The 20328-nt window shown below is 66.6% G+C and carries 21 protein-coding genes; 16 read left to right on the top strand and 5 right to left on the bottom strand.

Features of this window, described 5'->3' with window-relative positions:
- Nucleotides 1-139: 139 nt before the first annotated feature.
- From astD to QZL87_RS06675, 7 genes are all read left to right on the top strand, one after another.
- On the top strand, nt 140-1585 hold the full coding sequence (gene astD, locus QZL87_RS06705) for a succinylglutamate-semialdehyde dehydrogenase (protein ID WP_295325687.1): 1446 nt from the start codon (nt 140-142) through the stop codon (nt 1583-1585).
- An 89-nt stretch (nt 1586-1674) separates the two neighbouring features.
- Nucleotides 1675-2472: a uroporphyrinogen-III C-methyltransferase gene (cobA, locus tag QZL87_RS06700; RefSeq protein WP_295325683.1), complete on the top strand. Its 798-nt coding sequence runs from the start codon at nt 1675-1677 to the stop codon at nt 2470-2472.
- Nucleotides 2460-2756 (top strand): DUF2849 domain-containing protein, encoded by a 297-nt coding sequence (locus QZL87_RS06695; protein WP_295325679.1) that lies wholly within the window; start codon nt 2460-2462, stop codon nt 2754-2756. Before cobA ends, QZL87_RS06695 begins: the two co-directional genes overlap by 13 nt.
- A 1-nt stretch (nt 2757) precedes the next feature.
- The gene (locus QZL87_RS06690; RefSeq protein WP_295325676.1) at nt 2758-4392 is read left to right on the top strand and encodes a nitrite/sulfite reductase; all 1635 of its coding nucleotides are present in this window, start codon (nt 2758-2760) and stop codon (nt 4390-4392) included.
- Nucleotides 4385-4810: a DUF934 domain-containing protein gene (locus QZL87_RS06685; protein WP_003044529.1), complete on the top strand. Its 426-nt coding sequence runs from the start codon at nt 4385-4387 to the stop codon at nt 4808-4810. Before QZL87_RS06690 ends, QZL87_RS06685 begins: the two co-directional genes overlap by 8 nt.
- On the top strand, nt 4803-5591 hold the full coding sequence (locus QZL87_RS06680) for a phosphoadenylyl-sulfate reductase (RefSeq protein WP_295325671.1): 789 nt from the start codon (nt 4803-4805) through the stop codon (nt 5589-5591). The genes QZL87_RS06685 and QZL87_RS06680 overlap by 8 nt, the downstream gene beginning before the upstream one ends.
- Nucleotides 5592-5651: 60 nt before the next feature.
- Entirely contained in the window at nt 5652-5942 is a 291-nt protein-coding gene (locus tag QZL87_RS06675; RefSeq protein WP_295325668.1) for a GIY-YIG nuclease family protein, read from the top strand.
- 97 nt (nt 5943-6039) lie between these two features.
- Here the strand turns inward: QZL87_RS06675 and QZL87_RS06670 are convergent, their stop codons facing one another.
- The gene (locus QZL87_RS06670) at nt 6040-7551 is read right to left on the bottom strand and encodes a replicative DNA helicase (RefSeq protein WP_295325664.1); all 1512 of its coding nucleotides are present in this window, start codon (nt 7549-7551) and stop codon (nt 6040-6042) included.
- Between the two features lie 131 nt (nt 7552-7682).
- Here QZL87_RS06670 and QZL87_RS06665 point away from each other — a divergent pair, with 131 nt between their 5' ends.
- From QZL87_RS06665 to QZL87_RS06630, 8 genes are all read left to right on the top strand, one after another.
- Complete coding sequence (locus QZL87_RS06665) at nt 7683-8180, top strand: UPF0262 family protein (protein ID WP_295325661.1); 498 nt, start codon at nt 7683-7685, stop codon at nt 8178-8180.
- 1 nt (nt 8181) lies between these two features.
- Nucleotides 8182-8937, top strand: a complete 756-nt coding sequence (locus tag QZL87_RS06660) for a GH25 family lysozyme (RefSeq protein WP_295325658.1) — start codon at nt 8182-8184, stop codon at nt 8935-8937.
- A complete protein-coding gene (locus QZL87_RS06655) occupies nt 8934-9392 on the top strand; it encodes a cytidine deaminase (RefSeq protein WP_295325655.1) in 459 nt (152 codons plus the stop codon). Before QZL87_RS06660 ends, QZL87_RS06655 begins: the two co-directional genes overlap by 4 nt.
- A gap of 149 nt (nt 9393-9541) precedes the next feature.
- Nucleotides 9542-10096: a dCTP deaminase gene (gene dcd / locus QZL87_RS06650; RefSeq protein WP_295325652.1), complete on the top strand. Its 555-nt coding sequence runs from the start codon at nt 9542-9544 to the stop codon at nt 10094-10096.
- Between the two features lie 194 nt (nt 10097-10290).
- Entirely contained in the window at nt 10291-12012 is a 1722-nt protein-coding gene (locus QZL87_RS06645; RefSeq protein WP_295325649.1) for a cellulase family glycosylhydrolase, read from the top strand.
- Between the two features lie 70 nt (nt 12013-12082).
- Nucleotides 12083-12595 (top strand): DoxX family protein, encoded by a 513-nt coding sequence (locus QZL87_RS06640; protein WP_295325646.1) that lies wholly within the window; start codon nt 12083-12085, stop codon nt 12593-12595.
- A gap of 72 nt (nt 12596-12667) precedes the next feature.
- Nucleotides 12668-13837, top strand: a complete 1170-nt coding sequence (locus QZL87_RS06635; protein ID WP_295325643.1) for a saccharopine dehydrogenase NADP-binding domain-containing protein — start codon at nt 12668-12670, stop codon at nt 13835-13837.
- A gap of 157 nt (nt 13838-13994) precedes the next feature.
- The gene (locus QZL87_RS06630) at nt 13995-14801 is read left to right on the top strand and encodes a thioesterase family protein (protein ID WP_295325640.1); all 807 of its coding nucleotides are present in this window, start codon (nt 13995-13997) and stop codon (nt 14799-14801) included.
- A gap of 87 nt (nt 14802-14888) precedes the next feature.
- On the opposite strand, the gene QZL87_RS06625 is transcribed toward QZL87_RS06630, so the two are convergent.
- The 4 genes from QZL87_RS06625 to QZL87_RS06610 form a co-directional block, all read right to left on the bottom strand.
- Nucleotides 14889-16238, bottom strand: coding sequence for an ATP-binding protein (locus tag QZL87_RS06625; RefSeq protein ID WP_295325638.1), 1350 nt, complete (start codon nt 16236-16238; stop codon nt 14889-14891).
- Nucleotides 16235-16969 carry a response regulator gene (locus QZL87_RS06620; protein ID WP_295325635.1) on the bottom strand — a complete coding sequence of 245 codons (735 nt, stop codon included), beginning with the start codon at nt 16967-16969 and terminating at the stop codon, nt 16235-16237. The genes QZL87_RS06625 and QZL87_RS06620 overlap by 4 nt, the downstream gene beginning before the upstream one ends.
- Nucleotides 16970-17253: 284 nt before the next feature.
- Nucleotides 17254-17862: a hypothetical protein gene (locus QZL87_RS06615; protein WP_295325631.1), complete on the bottom strand. Its 609-nt coding sequence runs from the start codon at nt 17860-17862 to the stop codon at nt 17254-17256.
- Nucleotides 17863-18059: 197 nt separating this feature from the next.
- The gene (locus tag QZL87_RS06610; protein ID WP_295325626.1) at nt 18060-18242 is read right to left on the bottom strand and encodes a hypothetical protein; all 183 of its coding nucleotides are present in this window, start codon (nt 18240-18242) and stop codon (nt 18060-18062) included.
- Nucleotides 18243-18504: 262 nt separating this feature from the next.
- Here QZL87_RS06610 and QZL87_RS06605 point away from each other — a divergent pair, with 262 nt between their 5' ends.
- Nucleotides 18505-20322, top strand: a complete 1818-nt coding sequence (locus tag QZL87_RS06605; RefSeq protein ID WP_295325621.1) for a DUF885 family protein — start codon at nt 18505-18507, stop codon at nt 20320-20322.
- Nucleotides 20323-20328 lie beyond the last annotated feature (6 nt).

The following is a 20328-nucleotide window of genomic DNA, read 5'->3' as shown; positions in this document are numbered from 1 at the left end:
CCCCTTGCGTTTCGCGTTTCGCCCGCCCCGACGCGCGGGACTCATCTGCGTCTATCGCCAACCGCGCCGCGCGGCGCAAGCGATCCGTCGCCGCGCCGGTTGCTCCTGCCCGCTTTCGCCGATAAGACCCGAGCCGACCATGAGCGAGCCCTTGATTTCCTTCGAACCCGCAACCGGCGAAGAGCTCTGGCGCGGGCCGGTCAGCGACGTCGATGACGAGGTCGAGATCGCCCGCCGCGCCTGGCCCGAATGGGCGGCGAAACCCGTCACCTTCCGTACCGAAACGCTGCGCCGCTTCGCCGACCGGGTGAAGGCCGAGGGCGAGGCGCTCGCCGACCTGATCGCGCGCGAGACCGGAAAACCGCTGTGGGAAGCCCGCACCGAGGTCGAATCGGTCGCGAACAAGGTCGATATTTCGGTCAAAGCCTATGCCGAACGCACCCCCAACCGCCGCATCGAGGGCGCGATGGGGCTGCGCAACGCGGTGCGCCACAAGCCGCACGGCGCGCTCGCCGTGCTCGGCCCCTATAATTTCCCGGCGCATCTGCCCAACGGCCATATCGTCCCGGCGCTGATCGCGGGCAATTCGGTCGTCTTCAAACCCTCCGAAAAGACCCCCGCGACCGGCGCGAAGCTCGTCGAGCTGTTTCACAGCGCGGGCGTGCCGCAGGAAGTGCTGCGCCTCGTTGTCGGCGGGCCCGATACGGGCAAGGCGCTCGCGGGGCACGGCGGGATCGACGGGCTGCTCTTCACTGGCTCGGCGCGCACCGGGCTGGCGCTCAACCGCCAGTTCGCAGGTCAGCCGGGCAAGATGCTCGCGCTCGAAATGGGCGGCAACAATCCGATCGTCGTGTGGGACACCGCCGACATCCGCACCGCGGCGATCCTCGTCGTCCAGTCGGCCTTCCTCAGCGCCGGACAGCGGTGCAGCAATGCGCGGCGGCTGATCGTGAAGGACGGCCTCGCCGACGCGCTGATCGATGAGGTTTGCAACCTCGCGAACCGGCTGATCGTCGATCATCCGCACGCCGACCCGGCGCCCTATATGGGACCGGTGATCGACAATGAGGCCGCCGACGGGCTGACCGAGAGCTTTCTCGTGCTGATGTCGAACGGCGGCAAGGTGATCCGCCATATGGCGCGGCCGATCGCCGGGCGCCCTTTCCTGACGCCGGGGATCATCGACGTGACGGCGATGCCCGAACGCCCCGATATCGAGCTGTTCGGCCCGCTGCTCCAGGTCATCCGCGTCGAAAGTTTCGAGGCGGCGATCGCCGAAGCGAACAACACCGCCTTCGGCCTGTCGGCGTCGCTGATCGGCGGCACGCCGCAGCTTTACGACCAGTTCTGGGCCAACGCCCGCGCCGGGGTGATCAATTGGAACCGCCCGACCAACGGCGCCTCTTCGGCGGCGCCCTTCGGCGGCATCGGCCTGTCGGGCAATCACCGGCCGAGCGCCTTCTACGCCGCCGATTATTGCGCCTATCCGGTCGCGAGTGCCGAAAGCGATGCGCTGCGCGCCGCGATCGGGGTGGGATTGCGCGACCCCGAGGGGTCGCAGCTGGTGACGAAGAAATATCTCTAATTCAAACCTCGCGGTGAGGAAATTTTACCTTCACCACCGTCAATAAAGCCTGTTTTGCCAATCGCGGCCTGCGCGATCATCTATGCTGCATGGCAAAGACCCTCCCTCCCGCGGGCAAGCTGTGGCTCGTCGGCGCCGGTCCCGGCGACCCCGACTTGCTCACGCTGCGCGCCGCGCGGCTGCTCGAAAGCGCCGATCTGGTCGTCCATGACGGGCTGGTGGGCGAAGGCGTTCTCGCGCTGATCCCGCCGCATGTGACACGGATCAGCGTCGCCAAGCAACGCAGCCGCCACACGATGAAGCAGGAGCTGATCAACGAACTGATCGTCCGCGAAGCGCAGGCCGGCAAACAGGTCGTGCGGCTGAAGGGCGGCGATCCTTTCATCTTCGGGCGCGGCGGCGAGGAACTCGAGGCCGCGCGCGGGGCGGGTATTGCGGTCGAGGTCGTCCCCGGCATCACCGCCGCGGCGGGCTGCGCCGCGCAGGCGGGCCTCCCCCTCACCCACCGCGCCGATGCGAGCGCGGTCAGCTTCGTCGCGGGCCAGTGCAAGGATCTGACCGATCAGGACTGGTCGGGGCTCGCGGGCCACGGCCGCACGCTCGTCATCTACATGGGCCTCGCGACCGCGAGCGCCATCGCCGACAAGCTGATCGCCGACGGCGTCTCGCCGGGCCTTCCAGTCGCGGTCATCGAGCGCGGCACGACGGCCGACGCGCGCGTGCTCCGCACTTTGCTCACCGATCTCGGCGACCTCGTCGCGCGCGAGAAGGTGCAAAGCCCGGCGCTGATCATCGTCGGCAAGGTCGCGGCGCGCGCCGACGCGCTCGACTGCCTCGGCGCCCCCGGAATTTCCGCCTCACTGAAGGATATTTCATGCGAATCATAACCGGCAACGACCTGAAAACAGGCGCCGTCATCTGGTGGACGGGGCGCGACTGGTCGCTCCATGTCGAGGACGCCGCCGACGTCGGCGAGCAGGGCGAGGCGATCCTGACCGCCGAGGATGGCGCGCGCCGGGTCAACGGCGGCTACATCATCGACGCGATCGAAACCGGCAAGGGGCCGCGCCCCGCGCACATCAAGGACCGCATCCGCGCATTGGGCCCGACCGTGCGCCCCGACCTGACACTGAAACCGGCCGACCCCGCGTCCGGCGATTGGGTGATCTGACATGTATAAATATGACCAGTACGACCAGGCGATGGTCGACGCGCGCGTCGAGGAATTCCGCGACCAGACGCGCCGCCGCATCGCGGGCGAGATGAACGACGACCAGTTCAAGCCGCTGCGGCTGAAGAACGGCCTCTATCTCCAGCTTCACGCCTATATGCTGCGCGTCGCCATTCCCTATGGCACGCTCAATTCGCGCCAGCTTCGCAAGCTGGCCGAGATCGCGCGCAAATATGACCGCGGCTACGGCCATTTCACGACGCGGCAGAATCTGCAGTATCACTGGATCAAGCTTGAAGAAGCGCCCGACATCCTCGCCGAACTGGCGACGGTCGAGATGCACGCGATCCAGACGAGCGGCGAGAGCATCCGCAACATCTCGGCCGACCAATATGCGGGCGCCGCCGCCGACGAAATTTGCGACCCGCGCCCGTGGGCCGAACTCTTGCGGCAGGCGACGACCTTTCACCCCGAATTCAGCTATCTGCCGCGCAAGTTCAAGATCGCGGTCATTTCGTCGAAGGAAGATCGCGCGGCGCTGCGCTGGCACGACTGCGCGCTGCGCATCGTCCGCAACGAAGCGGGCGAGGAAGGCTTCGAAGTCTATGCCGGCGGCGGCATGGGGCGCACGCCCTTCATCGCATACAAGATCCGCGACTTCTGCCCCGCGGCGCAGATATTCTCCTATATCCAGGCGATCCTGCGCGTGTGGAACATGCACGCGCGGCGTGACAATATCCACAAGCAGCGGATGAAGATCCTCGTCCACGATCTGGGCGAAGAGGAATTCCGCCGCCAGGTCGAGGAAGCGTTCGAGCATTTCCTGACGCTGGGCACCGACTTCCCGCAGGCCGAATACGACCGCATCGCGGCCTATTTCACTCCGCCGCCGTTCGAGACGGGGCTGCCCGAAGAGATCGACCGCACGGACCCCGATTTCGCTTTGTGGGTGGACCAGCAGGTCATCCAGCACAAGGCGCCGGGCTATGCGATCGCCAACATCAGCCTGAAACCGATCGCGGGCATCGGCGGCGACGTCACCGCCGAGCAGATGGAGGTCGTCGCCGACCTCGCCGAACGCTACAGCTTCGACGATGTGCGCGTGACGCACGCGCAGAATCTCGTCCTGCCGCACGTCCGCAAGGCCGATCTCTACGCGGTGTGGCAGGCGCTGCACGAAGCCGGGCTCGCCGATGCGAACCTCGATCTCGTCACCGACGTCATCGCCTGCCCCGGTCTCGACTATTGCACCCTCGCCAATGCGCGCTCGATCCCGGTCGCGCAGAAGATCCAGCAGCGTTTCGCCGACATGGACCGCCAGCTCGACCTCGGCGAACTCAAGATCAAGATTTCGGGCTGCATCAACGCCTGCGGCCACCATCATGCCGGCCACATCGGCATCCTCGGCGTCGATCGCAAGGGCACCGAAAACTATCAGTTGCTGCTCGGCGGATCGGGCGCGGAAGACACGACGCAGGCGAAGATCACCGGCCCCGGCTTCGACGAAGACGGCGTCGTCGATGCGGTCGAGCGCGCGGTCGAACGCTACCGCGAGCTGCGCGAACCCGGCGAGCGTTTCCTCGACACCTATCGCCGTGTCGGTCTCGACCCCTTCAAGGAGGCTATTTATGGCTGACGCCCTGCGTTTCCGGAACGACGACTTGGTCGAGGAGCCCGCGGTTTCGCTCGACGCCTTCCTCGAACAGCCGGCCGCGAGCGCGGTGCGGATCGAGGCGGGCGACGACCCGCGCCGCCTGATCCCGCATCTCGCGCGCGTGAAGCTCGTCGAAGTCTCCTTCCCGCGCTTTCGCGACGGGCGCGGCTTCTCGACCGCGCGCGTGCTGCGCGAGGCGGGCTATGAAGGCGAACTGCGCGCCGAGGGCGACGTGCTCGTCGACCTCGTCGCCTTCATGCGCCGCTGCGGCTTCGACAGCTTCGCGCCGCAGGCGGGGCTCAACCGCGCCGACGTCGATGCGACGCTCAGCCGCTACCCGAATGTCTATCAGCACGCCGCGGACGGCGCGGTGCCGATCTGGAAGCTGCGGCATGGCTAGCAAATCCTTGCCGGAAGACCGCACCCGCGACCGGATCGACGTGGCGCCGCGCTTTACGCAGGCCGATGTCATCCGCCTCAACAACCTCTTCCGCGGTCAGGATGCGGCGGAAGTGGTCGCGAGCGTGGTCGGCGCCGGGCTGCTCGGCGAGGCCGCGATCGTCTCGAGCTTCGGCGCCGAAAGCGCGGTGCTGCTGCACCTCGTCGCCCAGGTCGCGCCCGACATGCCGGTGCTGTTCCTCGACACGGGCAAGCATTTCCCCGAAACGCTCGCCTATCGCGACGAGCTCGCCGCGAAACTGAAGCTCAACATCATCAACCTGACCCCCGACGCCGGGGAGCTGGCGGCAAAGGACGCGACCGAACTGCGCTGGTCCTATGATCCCGACGGCTGCTGCGAAATCCGCAAGGTCAAGCCGCTCGAAAAGGCGCTCGCCGACTTCGACACGTCGATCACCGGGCGCAAGGGGTTCCAGTCGGCGACGCGGCAGGGCCTCGCGCGCTTCGAGCTCGACGGTTCGACGGGGCGGCTCAAGTTCAACCCGCTCGCCAACTGGACGCGCGAGATGCTCGACGCCTATTTCGCCGCGCACGACCTGCCCCGCCACCCGCTCGAGGCCGAGGGCTATCCCTCGATCGGCTGCTCGCCCTGCACATCGAAGGTCCAGCCGGGCGAAGACCCGCGCTCGGGCCGCTGGCGCGGCTGGGACAAGACCGAATGCGGTATCCACGAAGCGGTGACGCCGCTGGACGACGATTCGGCGAACGATCCGGCGTTCTGATAAGCAACGTCATCCCAGCGAAAGCTGGGATCGCTGGCAATCTTACGCTACGCTCTCGGTATGGGCCGGGGCGGATATGTCTATATCATGACCAACAAACGTGGCGGCGTGCTCTATATCGGAGTCACGGCGGACATTGCGGCACGCGTTTTTCAGCACAAAACAGGGCAAGGCTCAGCCTTCTGCCGAAAATACGGCCTAACGATGCTCGTCCTCGCCGAGGAATATCCAACCATCGAGGAGGCAATCGCGCGAGAAAAAGCGATGAAAGCTTGGAAGCGGCAATGGAAAATCGAGCTGATCGAAGCAAGCAATCCAGATTGGGATGATCTGGCCGCTACCTTGATCTAGCCAAACCCGTCGTCCCAGCGAAAGCTGGGACCGCCATCGTTGCCAAATACCGCCAGCGATCCCAGCTTTCGCTGGGATGACGAGCTAGGCTGTCACCTCACTCATAATCATCATACGCCATGCTGTCGTCGGCGAGGTCGCTGAACTTGGTCGTCTTCGCCTCGAAGTGCAGGCGAACCTTGCCGGTCGCGCCATGGCGCGATTTGGCGACGATGACTTCGGCGAGCCCGAAGACGCGCTCCATCTCCGCCGCCCATTCCTCGTGCGCGGCGTGGATCTTGACGTCGTCGCCCTCGACCGGGCGCTTGGGTTCGCGCGCGGCGACATAATAATCCTCGCGGAACACGAAGAGCACCATGTCGGCGTCCTGTTCGATCGAGCCCGATTCGCGAAGGTCGGAGAGCTGCGGCCGCTTGTCCTCGCGGCTTTCGACCTGACGGCTGAGCTGCGACAGCGCCATCACGGGTACGTTAAGTTCCTTCGCCAAGGTCTTGAGCCCACGCGAGATTTCCGAAATCTCCTGCACGCGATTGTCGCCGCTCTTCGACGAGCCTTGCAACAGCTGGAGATAGTCGACGACGATGAAGCCGATGCCGTGGCGCCGCTGCAGCCGCCGCGCGCGGGTGCGCAGGCCCGCGATCGTCAGGCCGGGCGTGTCGTCGATAAACAAGGGCAGCGTCTGCAGCGCCTGCGCCGCGCGGCTCAATTGCTGGAACTGTTCCTTGCTGATCTTGCCCATACGCAGCGCCTCGCCCGATACCCCCGACTGTTCGGCGAGCACGCGCGTCGCGAGCTGGTCGGCGGACATTTCGAGGCTGAAGAAGGCGACCTTCGCGCCCATATTCTTCTCGGGCGGAATGCCGTCCTCCTCGTCGCGGCGCCAGCGTTCGGCGGCGTTATAGGCGATGTTGGTCGCGAACGAGGTCTTGCCCATGCCCGGACGTCCGGCGAGGATCATCAAGTCCGAATTGTGCATGCCGCCGATCTTGGCGTTCATGCTCGCGATGCCGGTGGTGATCCCCGACAGATGGCCGCCCGAATTGAGCGCGCGCTCGGCGGCCTGCAGCGCGGTGAGGCTCGCCTGGCTGAAATTCTTGACCGAGCCCATCTCCGCCTCGCCGCCCGCGACGCGGTAGAGCGCGGTCTCGGCCTCCTCGATCTGCGCCTGTGGATCGACGCGCTCGCTGGTGTCGAGCGCATTGTCGACGAGCGTGCGCCCCACGCCCGCGAGTTCGCGGAGCAGCGCGAGATCGAAAATCTGCCGCGCGAAATCGCGCGCGCCGATCAGCCCCGCGCCGCTGCCGGTGAGCTGCGCGAGATAGCCGACCCCGCCGACCGCTTTCATCGCCTCGTCGGCCTCGAAATAGGGTTTGAGCGTCACCGGCGTTGCGATGCTGTTGCGCTCGATCAGCGCCATCGTCTGCTGAAAGATGCGGCCATGCAGCGGTTCGAAGAAATGGTCGGGGCTGAGCGCGACGGGCAAATCCTCGACGACTCGGTTGTCGATCAGGATCGCGCCGAGGAACGCGGCCTCGGCCTCGATATTGCGGGGTAATTGGCGCTCATCCCCGGTGTTGGCCGGGGTCGGAATCAGGGCTAGCTCAGGCATGACGACCCTCATGCGATGCCGCTTGAGGCGGCGCAACAGGCGATACCGGACAGGCTATCATAACTGTGGGTTGCTGTGAATAAGTCGCCCCCCTTGCCCTTCGCCGCAGCCCAAGTAGAAGCACGGACAGGATGAGCCACGCAGACCCTTCGAAACAGCGGATCATTTCGGTCGAACTCGACGAGGGCTCGATCGTCTGGCGCAATCCCGACATCGAGCAGGAGCGCCGCGTCGCGATCTTCGACCTGATCGAGGACAATAAATTCGTGCCGCAGCGCGGCCACCCCGACGGCTATGCCGGCCCCTATCGCTTGATGCTGCGTGTCGAGGAAGGCCGGTTGATCTTTGAAATCGCGCGCGAAGATGGTTCGCCGCTCGAGGCGATCATCCTCGGCCTCGGGCGCTTTCGCCGCCCGATCCGCGACTATTTCGCGATCTGCGATTCCTATTATCAGGCGATCAAGACCTCGACCGCGCAGCAGATCGAGACCGTCGACATGGCGCGCCGTGCGCTGCACAACGAGGCGGCCGAGATGCTGATGGACCGGCTCGACGGCAAGATCGCGGTCGATTTCGACACCGCGCGGCGGTTGTTCACGCTGATCTGCGTGCTGCACATCAAGGGGTAAAATGCGGGCGGGGGCGATCAGGGGCGGAAAGGCGGCGCGGGCCGCGGCCGCGTGGCGCGCGGCAATCGGGCGCGTGCTGCGGCGGATCGGCGCCGCGATCGTGCTGCTGCTGCTCGCCACGGGCCTCGCGCTGTGGTGGGCGGCGCGCTGGACGCCCGACCGCGCCCTCTATCCGACGCAAGGGGTGACGATCGACGCGGGCAATGGCGACGTCCATTGGGGATCGATCAAGGCCGCGGGCGCCGCATTCGCCTATATCATGGCGACCGACGGATCGAGCGGCATCGACCCGAAATTCGCCCGCAACCTGGCCGGCGCACGCGACGCTGGCGTGCAGGCGGGCGCGATCCACCGCTACAGCCTCTGCCGGCTCGCGACCGACCAGGCCGCCAATTTCATCCGCCATGTGCCGCGCCGCCCCGACATGCTGCCCGCCGTGGTCTGGCTCGATTATGACGACCGCTGCCCCGACCGGCCGACGCGCGCGCTGCTCCTGTCCGAACTCGCCACCTTTCTCGCGCAGATCGAAGCGCATATGGGCAAGCAAAGCCTGATCGCGCCCGGCCCGGCGTTCGAGAGCGACTACAGAGTGACGCGCGGGATCGCGCGCACGACCTGGCTGCGCCGCGATTTCTTCGAGCCCGATTATGGCGCGCATCCCTGGGCGATGTGGCAGGCGAACGATTATGTCCGCGTGCCCGGCGCCAAGGGCACCGTCGGCTGGAACGTGCTGCGCCCGCAAGGAGACATGCGATGACCGAAGCCCCCAACGACCGCGACGCGCTGATCGACGCGGCGCGCGATGCGGCCAGCCGCGCCTATGCGCCCTATTCGGGCTTTCATGTCGGTGCCGCGCTGCTTCTGAAGAATGGCGACGTGGTGACCGGCGCCAATGTCGAAAATGCGAGCTATGGCCTCACCCTCTGCGCCGAAACCGCGGCGGTGGCGAAGATCGCCAACGAAGGCTGGATCGGCGAGCTTGCCGAGGTCGCGATCGTCGGCGGCCGTCCCGACGGCGACGCCTTGCTCGGCAGCGAGCCGGTCAACCCGTGCGGGCGCTGCCGCCAGATATTGAACGAAGCCGCCGAGCGGTCGAAGACCGACATCCTCGTCCATTGCGCGTCGGGCGACGGCAGCGCGGTGAAGACCTACAAGCTCAGTGAGTTGCTGCCGGCGGCCTTCGGGCCGAAGGATTTGGGGCTGATCGATTAGGTCACCGTGCCCCTGCGAAGGCAGGGGCCCATCTCCGGCCGTCGCGCAATCACGCGGAGGCTGAGCTTTGGTGATGGGTCCCTGCCTTCGCAGGGGCACGGGGCTACTGACCGCTTGCGCGAAGCGCGGCTCCCCGACAAGACAGCGCAATGAGCATACTTTCCGACAAATGGATTCGCGAAGCCGCCCGGACGCAGGGCATGATCGAGCCGTTCGTGGAGGCGCAGCGCCGCGACGGCTGCATCAGCTACGGCCTCTCCTCATACGGCTATGACGCGCGCGTCGCCGACGAGTTCAAGATCTTCACCAATGTCGACAGCGCGGTCGTCGATCCCAAGGATTTTGCGTCGAACAGCTTCGTCGATCGCAAGACCGACGTCTGCATCATCCCGCCGAACAGCTTCGCGCTCGCCCGCACCGTCGAATATTTCCGTATCCCGCGCGACGTGCTCGTCATCTGCCTCGGCAAATCGACCTATGCGCGCTGCGGCATCATCGTCAACGTCACCCCGCTCGAGCCCGGCTGGGAAGGCCATGTGACGCTCGAATTTTCGAACACCACTCCCCTGCCCGCCAAGATTTACGCCAATGAAGGCGCCTGCCAGTTCCTGTTCCTGCAAGGCAACGAACCGTGCGAGACGAGCTACGCCGACCGCGCGGGCAAATATATGGGGCAGAAGGGCGTCACGCTGCCGAAGCTTTAGCGGCGCTCTTCGCGCGTTCCGCCGCGCCTCATTCTCGTCATCCTGGCGAAGGCCAGGATCTCGACCTCTCCTCACCACGCACCGGCGAGATCCCGGCCTTCGCCGGGATGACGGGGAATAGAGACAAAATCTCGACCTTGCTCTTGCTGCAGAGCTTGATAACGTTCCCATAGATCGAAAATGGGGATGAGGTCATGAACTTCCGCACCGTCGCGCTGGCGCTTGCCGCGCTGCTTTCGTCCACGGCCGCGCACGCCGAAGGCTTTCTCAAGGTCGACGGGACCGAGATCGTCGATGAGTCCGGCCAGCCCGTCATCCTGCGCGGCATGGGGCTTGGCGGCTGGATGCTGCAGGAAGGCTATATGCTGAAGCTCGGCGAGATCGGACAGCAGCACAAGATCCGCGCGAAACTCGTCGAGTTGGTCGGCGAAGCACGCACAGCGCAATTCTACCGCGCGTGGCTCGACAATCACACGACCGAGGCCGACATCGCGGCGATGGCCCAATGGGGCTTCAACTCGGTGCGCCTGCCGATCCATTTCGACCAGCTCACCCTGCCCGCTGACAAGGAACCAAAGCCGGGCGAGGACACGTGGCACGAGGAAGGCTTTCAGCGCATCGACCGCCTGCTCGCATGGAGCAAGGCACACCGCCTCTACCTGATCCTCGACCTGCACGCCGCGCCCGGCGGGCAAGGCAACGACCTCGCCATCTCCGACCGCGATCCCGCCAAACCGTCACTCTGGCAAAGCGCGGAGAACCAGCGCAAGACCGTCGCGCTTTGGAGCAAGCTCGCGGCACGCTACAAGGACGAGCCGTGGATCGGCGCCTATGACCTGATCAACGAACCCAATTGGAGCTTCGCGACCCCCGGCAAGGGCAATGGCTGCGACGAGACCGAAAACAAGGCGGTGTGGGAGCTCCAGCAGCGCATCACCAAGGCGATCCGCGCCGTCGACAAGCGGCATATCGTGATCGTCGAGGGCAATTGCTGGGGCAATAATTACAAGGGCCTGCCGCCCGCGTGGGACGCCAATCTGGTATTCAGCTTCCACAAATATTGGAATCGCAACGACGAAGCGAGCATCGCGGAGATCGAGGCGCTGCGCACCCGCGCCAACCGCCCGATCTGGCTCGGCGAGTCGGGCGAAAACAGCAATGGCTGGTATCAGGGCGCGATCGCACTCGTCGAGGGCGCCGGCATCGGCTGGAATTTCTGGCCGCTCAAGAAAATTGGCTTCAACCAGCCGCTCGAGATCGATCCCGGTCCCGGCTGGGCAAAAATAGTCGCGTGGATGACCGGCAAGGGTCCGAAGCCCGCGGCCGACGAAGCCTTCGCCGCGATGATGGCGCTTGCGCGCAGCAGCCGCTTCGACCGGAACATCCCCAAGCCCGACGTCATCGACGCGATGTTCCGCCAGCCGCACGATGCGAGCCCGCGCCCCTTCCGGGCGCGCACGCTCGGCGCGGAACCGCTGACCATTGCCGCCGTCGATTATGACCTTGGTCCCCCGGGCGTCGCCTATCACGATATGGTCGACGCCAATTATCATGTCGCGACCGGCGGCGAGCGGACGCCGTGGAACAATGGCACCACTTACCGCAACGACGGCGTCGACATCGCGCGCGGCGCGGATGGCGCGCCCTATGTCGGCGACTTCGTCTCAGGCGAATGGATGCGCTACGGCGCCGACGTCGCGAAGGCGGGCCGCTGGACCGTCAGCTCGCGCGTCCGCTCGGCCAGGGGCGGGCGGATCGGCATCGACGAACGCGGCGTCGCCGTTCCGGCGGGCACCGGCTGGCAGATCGTCGGGCTCGGCGAGCTCGACCTGCCCGCCGGCCCCGGGGCCGTTACGCTGCGCGCGCTCGATTGCAGCGACTGCGAGGTCGCCGAACTGGTCTTCACGCCGCGCTGACCGGAACCCTTCGCCTCCCCCGCGCGTCCTGTCTGCACGAGCGGACGGGGCGCTGAGTGGAGTTATGCCCATGTCCATGATCGCCGTCTTCATCGGCCGCCTGTTCATCGCCGTGATCTTCATCGTGTCGGGGATCAACAAGATCATCCATGTGAACGATACGACCGCGATGATCGCGACGGCGAACCTCCCCGGCTGGCTCGCCATCCCGACCGGCCTGTTCGAGCTGATCGCGGGCTTTTCGATTGCTTTCGGCTTCGCGACGCGGCTCTGGTCGATCCTGCTCGCCGCCTTCGTGCTCCTCACCATCCTCTTCTTCCACCGCGAATTCACCGACCCGGTGCAGGCAATGGCGGCGATGAAGAATCTGGCGATCGCGGGCGGCCTGCTCTGCCTTTTCGGCTACGGCCATACGCGCTGGAGCTATGACGCGCTGCGCGCGCGCCGCCGCGAGGAACTCGCCGCGCATCGGGCCGAGGCGCACGCGACCGAGGCCGAGTTGCGCGCTGCGCGCGCCGAAGGCCGCGCCGAAGCCGTGGGCGCGCCGGTGGTGGTCGAGAAGCGCCCCTTCTGGCGCCGGTGATGCTTCGCGCTTGGCATCGCGGTCGGTCTGCGCTAGCCTTCACTTAACGTTTACGTAAAGGGAGGGTTTGCCATGGCATCCCGCGATCTCGACATCATCGTCTACGGCGCGACCGGCTTCACCGGCCGTCTCGTCGCCGAATATCTCGCGCACCAGTACAAGGGCCGCAAGGATGCGCCCAAATGGGCGATGGCGGGGCGCAGCCTCGACAAGCTCGCCGAAGTCCGCGACCTGATCGGCGCCAGCGAAGAAACCCCGCTGATCGTCGCCGACGCGAGCGATCCCGCGAGCCTCGACCGGATGGCCGAAAGCACGCGGGTCGTGCTCACCACGGTCGGCCCCTATCAGCTCTATGGCAGCACCCTCGTCGCCGCCTGCGTCCGCGCGGGCACCGCCTATGCCGATCTTTGCGGCGAACCCGGCTGGATGCGCGAAATGATCGACGCGCATGAGGCCGCCGCCAAGGCGTCGGGCGCGCGCATCACCTTTTCCTGCGGCTTCGACTCGATCCCCTTCGACCTTGGCGTCCTGTTCCTGCAAGCCGAGGCGATGAAACGCCACGGTGCGCCCGCGCCGCGCGTCAAGGGCCGCGTGCGCAAGATGGCGGGCGGCGCGTCGGGTGGCACGATCGCAAGCCTCACCGAAACGCTGAAAGCCATTGCGAAGAATCCGTCGCTCGCGCTGCTGCTCAAGTCGAGCTTCGCGCTGACCCCGGGCTTCGAGGGGCCTGCGCAGCCCACCGGGCTGATCCCCGAATATGACGGTGCGACCGGCACCTGGACCGCGCCCTTCGTGATGGCGCCGATCAACACCAAGAATGTCCACCGCACCAATTTCCTGCTCGGCCACACATGGGGCGAGGACCTCGTCTATGACGAGATGGTGATGACGACGATCGGCGACGCCGGAAAGGCGATGGCCGAAGCGATGGCGAAGGCGAACCCCTTCGGCGACGCGCAGCTCAAGCCCGGCGAAGGCCCGAGCAAGGAGGAGCGCGAGAACGGCTTCTACGACATCCTCTTCATCGGCGAATATCCCGACGGACGGACGATGCGCGCAAGCGTTCAGGGCGACCGCGATCCGGGCTATGGCTCGACATCGAAGATGCTCGCCGAAACGGGGATGGCGCTGCTCGGCAACGAAGGCGCGGGCGGGGTGTGGACGCCGGGCGCGCTGCTGGGCGATGCGCTGATCGAACGGTTGACCGCCAATGCGGGCCTGACTTTCCGGATCGAGGATTAGAACCGACGTGTTCCCCCGCGAAGGCGGGGGCCCATCACCGACCGGTGCCATGTCGAGCCGGCGGGCGATGGGTAGCCGCCTTCGCGGGGACGCTATATCTGGACCTTTGCTTCAGGGGCCAATCCAATTGATAGATTATCGAGAAGAACCGAATGAAATGACCGAGACAGCCACAATCAGCGCCCTCGACACTCTCCTTTCCACCCTGCGCACCGAAGACGGTGTGGCAAAGGCGCATATCGACGAAGGATGGATGCAGGGGCGCACCGCCTATGGCGGGATCAGTTCGGCGGTCGCGCTCGCGGGCGCGATGGCGCTGCATCCGGCCGAAACGCCGCTGCGCTATGCGCAGATCAGCTTCGTCGGCCCCGTCGGCGGCGACTGCACCGTCGAAACGCGGGTGCTGCGTCAGTCGAAATCCTCGCTGTTCATCGACGCCGGCGTGTCGAGCGATCAGGGCTTCGGCACCGCTGCCGTCTTTGCCTTTTCCGGCGACCGGGTGAGCCACCTCGATCATGATCGCCTGACGATGCCCGATGTGCCCGACCCCGAGACGCTAGCGCCCGTCCCCGATCACAAAGTGCGCCCCGCCTTTACGCGCCATTTCGACATGCGCCCGACCACCGGCCCGCGTTTCGACTGGAAGAGCGAGGTCGGCGAATATCTGACCTGGGTGCGCTTCGTCGAGGAACCCGCCTGCCACCCAGCGGTCGCGCTGCTCGCGATGGGCGACGCACTTCCCCCCGCGGCGATGGCGCTGTTCACCGAATTCGGGCCGATCAGTTCGATGAACTGGACGGTCAACATGCTGACCGGGACGCCCGAGACCGATGACGGCTGGTGGCTGCTGTCGGCGAAGACCGGCTATGCGCGCGGCGGCTTTTCGGTGCAGGACATGATGATCTGGAACCGCGCCGGCGAGCCGGTGATGAGCGGCAGCCAAGGGATCGCGATCTACGCCTGAAACCACTCCGTCGCCCCCGCGAAGGCGGGGGCCGCTGGCAGCCTGGGTGCAGCATTGATAGCGGCCCCAGCCTTCGCGGGGCGACGATCAAGCCAGCGGCAGCACGATCACCGCATCGAGCCCGCCGCCGGGGCGATTGGACAGGGTTAGCGCCCCGCCCTCGCCCTCCGCGATGTCGCGTGCGATCGACAGGCCCAGCCCGGCGCCGCCGGTGGCGCGGTTGCGCGATTGTTCGCCGCGCGCAAAGGGCTCGATCAGCGTGCGGATCTGCTCGTCGGTCAGGCCGGGGCCGTCATCGGATATCGCGATCCGTGCCGTCCCCTCCTCGACGCGCACCGACAAACGCGCCCGCACGCCATAAGCGACGGCATTGTCGGCCAGATTGCGCAGCGCGCGCTTGAGCAGCATCGGCCGCGCCAGCACGGCGACATCGGCGACATCGGCGACCGCGACCTCCTGCCCGCGCTCTTGGTAATCCGCCGCCAGTTCGCCGATCAGCTCGCGAAGCGGAATGCGCTCCTGCGCCTCGTTGCCCGATCCCGAACGCGCCAGCGCCAATATGTCACTCAGCATCGCGGTCATTTCCTCGATGCTCGCGATCATCTTGTCGCGCAGCGCGTCGTCCTCGACCTGCTCGACGCGCACGCGCAGGCTGGCGAGCGGGGTGCGCAGGTCGTGCCCGACCGCGCCGAGCATCCGGTCCTTGTCGGACAGCATCGTCGCGATCCGCGCGCGATAGGCGTTGAAGGCGGCGATCAGGTCGCGCATGTCCGACGGCCCTTCCTCTTCGAGCGGCGTGGCGTCGCGCAATGCCGGGTTGACGCGCGCCGCGCGCGTCAGGTCGCGCAAGGGCCGCGCGACGCGCCACGCGATCAGCAGGATCGGAACGAGAAGGAGGAGATAGAGCGAGAGCGTCTGCCACAGCAGAAAGCCCTGCAACCGGTCGCCGCCGACCTGAATCCGGCTGCGCACGGCGACATAGCGGCCCTCGATCTTTGCCGAGACGACGACGATCCTGCCCGGAAAACCGGATCGCCCGGGCAAGTTGACGCGCCGCGCGCGCGGACGGGCAGGCAAGGCCCAGGCGTCGACCGCCTCGACCCGGACATCGGCCTCGTGCAACAGGTTCGAGACATAGCCGGCAAGGTCGGGCATTGGCTTCGCGCCGGCGGGCACCGGGATCGGGGTGTCGGAAATCACCTGCTTCGCACGCTCATGACCGCGCGGATCGCGGCGTCCACGGAAATCGCCGCGCCGGTCGCGCTCGACGGCATCGATGATCCGCGCGACGGCCATTCCGCCGCCATGCGCGAGAAACTGCTGTTTCTGTCCGCGCACGAGCAGCGCGAAATTGATCGCCTGCGCGACGAACAACATCACCGCGACGGCGAAGACGAGCTGGCCGACAAGGCTGCGCGGCCACAGGCGAAATTTCATGCGGCGGGCCCCATGCGCTTGACTTCGCAGGCGAGCGTATAGCCGCCGCCCCACACGGTCTTGACGATCTGCGGATGCGCGGCATCGACCTCGATCTTCTTGCGCAGCCGGCTGACCAGATTGTCGATCGCGCGATCGAAAATATCGGCTTCGCGCCCGCGGACGAGATCGAGCAGCCGGTCGCGGCTCATCACCTGCCGCGGATGCCGTACCAGCGCATGGAGCAGATGATATTCGCCCGACGACAGCGCGACTTCCTCCCCCGCCTCATTGACGAGCACGCGCTCGACCTCGCGCAGCACCCAGGGCCCGAAGGCATAGCTGGTGCCGCCGCCGTCGAGCGCCCGCCCGCCCGCCTGCGTGCGGCGCAGCACGGTGCGGATGCGCGCGACCAGTTCGCGCGGGTTGAAGGGCTTGGCGACATAATCGTCGGCGCCGATCTCGAGCCCGATGATGCGTTCGGTATCCTCGGCGCGCGCGGTGAGCAGGATGACGGGAACGCCGCTCGTCTCGCGCAGATGGCGGGTCAGCGACAAGCCGTCCTCGCCGGGCATCATGATGTCGCTGACGACCAGATCGACCGTCTGCGCGCGCAGCACCGAGCGCGCCTCGGCGGCGCTCGCGGCATCGACGACCGTGAAGCCCTGCGCGCTCAGATATTCGGCAAGCGGTTCGCGGATCGACGGTTCGTCGTCGATCAGCAGGATGCGCGGCGTATCACTGTCGGTCATGCGGCTCTCACTTGATGCTGGAGCATGGTCATCCTGAATTGGAGCCTCATCTCTTCTTCGTCATCCCGGCGAAGGCCGGGATCTCGCCCTGGCGGAAGGATGCGCCGATGAGATCCCAGCCTTCGCCGGGATGACTGATAAAGGTGCCGGCTCATTCATCACATGCTAGTTCGCCCACCGATCCGCGAGGACCGGTGGGCGATAGCTGGCAGGGACCGGCGGCAAAGGCAATGCCGGGAGGGGGATGGCCTGTCGTTACCGGAAAAAGGCCCCTGCCAAATCGCTTATTCGCTCGCCGGAGCCGAAGGGGCCGCGCCGCGCTTGGCGCGCCATTCGCCCGCCTTGGCTTTCCACGCCTCGCGCTGCGCCTTGCGTTCCTCGGGCGTCACCTGACCGTCCTTGTTCGCATCGGCCGCATCGAAGCGGGCGAGCGCCGCGGTCTGGAATTCGGCCTGGCTGATCGCCTTGTCGCCATCGGTATCGGCCTTGCCCATCATCATCATGCCGTGACGGCCGCCGCGTTTGCCGTGGTGGCCGCGCATGCCGTGACGCTTGCCCTGGCGAGCCTCATCGGCCGCGGCACGTTTTTCACCGCGCTTGGCCGCACGGTCGGCGCCATGCTGGTCCCATTCGGCCTTGCTGATGCTGCCGTTGCCGTCGGCATCGAGCTTGGCGAACATCTTTGCCTGCCGCTCGGCGCGCTTGGCGACGCGATCGGCGGCGTCGAGCTTGCCGTCCTTGTTGGCGTCGAGCTTGGCGAACATTTCCGCGGCCTTGGTCTGCGCCTCGGCGCGGGTCTGCGTCGCGTTGCGGTCGCCGCCGCCAGGAGCTGCAAGGACGGGCACGGCGATCAGGGCCGCGCCCAAGGTCAAAAGAGAGATTTTCTTGTTCACGAACGAACTCCTTCGAGGGACCTTAAAGGGGGGAGAACCGGTCCCGATGAAGGCGTTCTAGGCGCGATTTGTCCCAGCCGATTGCCGGATGATCAAAAAAATGTCGCAAAATGTCGCAGAAAAGGCGTGCCGTTCATGATGGCGCAAGCGGCTGGGGCGGCGCGCGGCAAAACGCGGCCGCCCCCTCGATCGGCGCGTCAGGGGCTAACGGGCGAATCCTCGTCATTGTCGGCGACGAGGATGATCGCGCCGACGCCGACCAGCAAGCCGACCAGCCCGATGATCCAGCTCGAATTGCCTTCGAGCTCATTTGCGCCCGCGGCGACGGATGCCGCGCGGGGAGCACTCGACGCAGCCGACGCCGCAACCGGGGCGGCCACGACCGACAGAGCCGCAAAAGATATTGCCGTTTTCTTCCATAGATTCATTTCATTCTCCGTGGCTGGACATGTCCCTACCGCCGGGTCAACGAGCGGGCGCGTCCGATCGATCCGCGCCCGCGGGCCGTTCGTCGCGGAAGCCGGACGGGTCAGCCGACCGCCGCGGAGCGCGGTGGCCGAAAGTTTCACAACCGCGTCAGCATGTTGCGGCGACGGCGCGCGCGCCCTACCCTCGCCTCGCACAGACAGGAGGGAGACTCGCATGACCGACACCGCGCCCGATCGACGCACTATCCTTGCCGCGATGGGCGGCTTTGCCGTCGCCGCCATCGCCGGCCCCGCAGCCGCGGAAGAAAGCGGCGACGCGCGCCTCGACGCGCTGCTCTCTGCGCAGTTCGAACAGGGGCTGCGCGACGAGCCGACGCGCGCCACCTCGCTCGGCATCGACACCGGCGCCCGCGCCGCGCTCCGCGCCCAATTCCCCGACTGGTCGGCCGCCGCCCGTGAAGCGCGCGCGAAGCAGATCGACCGCGACCTCGCCGCGGTCCGCGCGATCGACCCCGATACGCTCGGCGACGCGGCGCGGGTCGCGCACGACAGCGCCGAATTCGACCTCGTCGCGCGTCAGCGGCTCGCGCGCTTCACCTATCACACCGGCGGCTTCGGCCATCGCCCCGGCCCCTATGGCGTCACCCAGCTCGGCGGCTTCTATACCGGCGTCAGCACCTTTCTCGACAGCCAGCACCCGGTCGCGACGAAGGCCGACGCCGACGCCTATATGCTGCGGCTCCAGGCGATCCCGGCGCTGTTCGACGCCGATACCGAAATCGTGAAAGCCAACGCCGCGATGGGCGTCGTCGCGCCGCGCTTCATCCTCGACCAGGCGCTGCAACAGCTCGGACGCCTGCGCGATGGCGACGTCGCGGGCAAGACGCTCGTCGCCTCGATCGCCAAGCGCAGCGCCGCGATCGGCCTTTCGGGCTATGGCGAGCGCGCGGCGGCGGTGTTCGAAGGGCCGATCCGCGCCGCGCTGACGCGCCAGATCGACACGCTGACCGAATTATTGCCCCGCGCCGGCACCGACGCCGGGGTCGCGCGCCTGCCCGATGGCGAGGCCTATTATGCCGCGACGCTCGCGCAGCATACGACGACCAGCCTCGGCGCCGCCGAAATCCACCGTATCGGCCGCGAACAGGTCGCCGATCTGACCGCGCGGATGGACGAACTGCTGAAAGCGCAAGGCTATACGAAGGGCAGCATCCGCGACCGGCTGAACGCGCTCGGCAAGGCCGAGGGGCAGCTGTTCGCCAACGACGACGCCGGCCGCGCCGAAATGCTCGCCTATTTGAACGGCCTGCTCGTCAAGGTCCGCGACCGCCTGCCGCAAGTGTTCAGCCACCTGCCCAAGGCGCCCTATGAAATCCGCCGCGTCCCGCCCGAGATCGAGATCGGCGCGCCCGGCGGGTCGGCGCAGGCGGGAACCCCCGACGGTTCGCGCCCCGGCATCTTCTTCATCAATCTGCGCGATACCGCCGAATGGCCGCGCTACACCCTCCCCACGCTCGCCTATCACGAAGGCGCGCCGGGGCATTTGTTCGAAGGGGCCCTGAAGTTCGAGGACAGCGAGCTGCCGCTCTATCGCCGGGCCGCCTCGGTCACCGCCTATGGCGAAGGCTGGGGCCTCTATGCCGAACAGGTCGCCGACGAGCTCGGCATGTATGACGGCGATCCGCTCGGCAAGATCGGCTATCTCGCTTCCTATGCCTTTCGCGCGTCGCGTCTCGTCGTCGATACCGGCCTTCATTCGATGGGATGGAGCCGCGAGCAGGCGATCGACTATATGGTCGAAAATTCGTCCAATTCGCCGAGCGCGTCGCGCACCGAGATCGACCGCTATATCGTCTATCCGGGGCAGGCCTGTTCGTACAAGGTCGGTCAGATCGCGATCAGCCGCGCGCGCGACGCGGTGTCGAAGCGCCCGGGCTATGACATCAAACGCTTCCACGATGTGGTGCTGGGCGCCGGGCGTATTCCGCTCGCGGTGCTCGAGCGCCGCGTCCTCGCGGCGTTTCCGGCCTAAAAACAG

The organism is uncultured Sphingopyxis sp. (assembly GCF_900078365.1).
Taxonomy (GTDB): domain Bacteria; phylum Pseudomonadota; class Alphaproteobacteria; order Sphingomonadales; family Sphingomonadaceae; genus Sphingopyxis.
Note: the sequence above shows the minus strand (reverse complement) of the source record. Positions and strands in the feature narration are given on the sequence as shown.